General features: G+C 39.9%; 2 protein-coding genes and 1 pseudogene. 1 reads left to right on the forward strand and 2 read right to left on the reverse strand.

Going from position 1 to position 3,027, the window contains the following annotated elements; translation table 11 throughout:
• Nucleotides 1–142: 142 nt before the first annotated feature.
• Nucleotides 143–457 (reverse strand): transposase family protein, encoded by a 315-nt coding sequence (locus ACK2M2_RS16310; protein ID WP_409512965.1) that lies wholly within the window; start codon nt 455–457, stop codon nt 143–145.
• Nucleotides 458–948: 491 nt separating this feature from the next.
• Here ACK2M2_RS16310 and ACK2M2_RS16315 point away from each other — a divergent pair, with 491 nt between their 5' ends.
• Nucleotides 949–2,568, forward strand: a complete 1,620-nt coding sequence (locus tag ACK2M2_RS16315) for an oleate hydratase (RefSeq protein WP_409512966.1) — start codon at nt 949–951, stop codon at nt 2,566–2,568.
• Nucleotides 2,569–2,853: 285 nt separating this feature from the next.
• On the opposite strand, the pseudogene ACK2M2_RS16320 reads toward ACK2M2_RS16315, so the two are convergent.
• Nucleotides 2,854–2,949, reverse strand: a pseudogene (locus tag ACK2M2_RS16320) (IS5/IS1182 family transposase); the annotation flags it as partial.
• Nucleotides 2,950–3,027: the final 78 nt, after the last annotated feature.

The following is a 3,027-nucleotide window of genomic DNA, read 5'->3' on the forward strand; positions in this document are numbered from 1 at the left end:
TGGAAGGGATTCATCTGCTGTATCTCGAAATAAATAAGATATTTAGCTTATCATGTCAGCCTATTTGCAACAGTGCCGAATTTGCTGAGTTTTATAATGGATGATGGCCTGTACTTTAAAGGTATGGGTCTTTTTCTTGCCACTATAGTTTTTCTTCTGTTTTTTTAGGCCTTTGAATTGGAATTTCTGTGGCATCCAGGATCACCACATTCCAGTCTATGCCTTCGCTTTCGGGCAAATTCTTCGGTAAATTAAACAGCTTGGACTGAATCAGGCAATCTTCAACATGACGTACAATTCTTGAGGCTGTAGGCTCTGAAACCCCATAACTCGTAGCAATGTGAAATAAAGTTCGGTATTCCCGCCAATAGCTCAGACAGAGCAGAACCTGATCCTCCACACTTAACTTGGGTGGTCTGCCTTTAGCTGGAACATGCTTCTGCAATTGCTCAACCATTTAAATAAAAGGTTGACCATGAGATGCCTGTATATCGCTTAAACTGTGTTTCAGAAAGCTTCTTTGAATCAATGTATTTCATCCGCAGATTATGCACGAATGCTAAGAAAATTAGAGTACAAATATCAATCAAAAAGGTGCTCGTTTTTTGATTTATGAAAGAGATCTATTATTCAATTATATCTTTTAATGATCAATAGAAAGCCTAGTTTCAAACACATTCTTCAGACACAAACAAATATGATCAAAATAGAGTGATTACTCTATAAAATAATAAAATCAATTACTTAAATCATATTTTATTTTAAAAAAAAATACAAATGTGTATTAAAAATAACCATTACTTACATTTTTTTGATTACAAAATATAATGAGTAAATTGCTTCCCATTTCATACATTTTTCATATATAAAAAGTCATACTATTTTTAAGGTTTTTCTAAATCACATTTTATACTTCATAGTTTTTAACATCATTATTAAAGGTGAACCATGCAAAAGAAGAAGCGCACCCCATTAGACGCACAACAGTCCCATCTTTGGATTATTGGTGGTGGTATCGCAGGTATGGCTGCTGCTGCATTTGCAATCCGTGATGCCAAAGTCCCTGCCAAAAATATCCATATTTTAGAAGAACTCGATATTTCAGGTGGTTCGATGGATGGTGGACATACACCGCATGCCGCGCAAGCTTGGGTAACACGTGGTGGGCGAATGCTGACCGATGAAACTTATTTGTGCCTATGGGACTTATTTTCCAGTATTCCATCTTTGGAAAATCCAGACATTTCGGTGCGTGAAGAATGTCGTGAGTTTAATGAAAAAGTGAAAACCCACGCCAATGCACGGTTGATTGATGCCGAACATGTCATTGCGGATGCAGCAAAGCTTGGTCTGAATACGCTACATCGTGCACAGATGCTGCGCCTATTAGCTTCAAAAGAAGAAAAAATTGGCAGTCGCCGCATTGATGAGTTTTTTGATGAAACCTTTTTTGAAACCAATTTCTGGCGCATGTGGCGCACGACTTTCGCTTTTCAAAAATGGCACAGTGCAGCAGAGTTAAGACGCTATTTCTTGCGTTTTATTCAAGAATTGCCACGCATTCATACCTTAGCGGGTGTGAAACGTACCAAGTACAACCAATATGACTCGATGATTCTGCCCCTACAGCGTTGGTTAGTCGCACAAGGCGTCGATGTGCGTTTTGGACACTATGTCACAGATGCAGACTTCATTACCAATGCTGAAACTCAAGAACGCTACGCTTCACGCCTATATGTACAATTGCCTGAAGGCTCAGAGCAAATTAATCTGAAAGCCAATGATTTAGCTATTTTCACTTTAGGCTCTATTACAGCAGACTCACGTTATGGCGGTAATCATGACGTGCCTGCCCTTATTCGTCATCGAGAAGATCATGGCTGGACGCTTTGGGAAACGCTGGCACAAAAAGCCCCAGACTTTGGCCGTCCAATGACTTTTTATGGCAATGTCGATGAACATAAGTGGGAGTCTTTCACTCTGACCATGAAAGATGACGTGCTACTTAAACGTATTATTGACTATACAGGCAATGAACCAGGGACAGGTGCACTGATGACTTGGTATGAGTCAGGTTGGCATTTATCCATCGTGGTTCCTGCACAGCCACACTTTGCCGACTTACCTGAAGGTTTATATACCTTATGGGGCTACGGTTTCCAAATTGACCATATAGGCGATTACATCAAAAAACCAATGTCCGAAGCCACGGGGCAAGAAATCCTAACAGAACTGATTAAACAGCTCTGTTTTGACGACATTTTAGATCATGTTTTGGCAACGACTGATGTTACTACCGCCATGATGCCATACGCCTCTGCCCTATTCGCCTGCCGTAAACCGGGGGATCGTCCACAGGTAATTCCACAAGGCTCACAAAACTTTGCTTTCCTTGGACAGTTTGTGGAAATTGAAGATGACGTGGTCTTTACTGTGGAATATTCAGTTCGTGGGGCGATGCTTGCCATTTATGAATTTTTTGGGGTGGAACGTGAAATCCCTGAAATTTACAACGGTCTACTTGATCCCAAAGTGGGTTTAAAAGCTTTGGAAACAGTATTCCACTAAGTTTTTAATATATAGCGATAAGAGCACCTTTATGTCGCCACTATTACATAGTTTAATTTAAGCAACGTTTGGATACACGAGTGTGGCAGGGATGCCACACGTTATCCATCATAATAGGGATGTTATGTATGGGTAACAAAGGCTTTTGCTTTCTTTTGGCTTATCAAAAGTAAGGGTATTGCCTACACAAACACCTTTTATACTTTATTGAAAGTTGAGGCCGTGTACGCACCTAATTTTAAATTGGATAAAAAGAAAAATTAGATAAAACTTTATACGTCATTATTGGCGACGATATTCAGCTCCATGTTTCTTGCGTTTCCATTCGCCCTCACCTAGAAACTTCATGCCTGTAGAGTCTACGAGTAGATGCAGTCCATCGGGCACTGTTGCAAATAGAGATTTGAGTCGATGATGTTCCCTTTAAAAAGTACTTAGAGACCGAAAACCCTGTTGATT

This window comes from Acinetobacter sp. TY1 (genome assembly GCF_048551395.1).
Lineage (GTDB): Bacteria > Pseudomonadota > Gammaproteobacteria > Pseudomonadales > Moraxellaceae > Acinetobacter.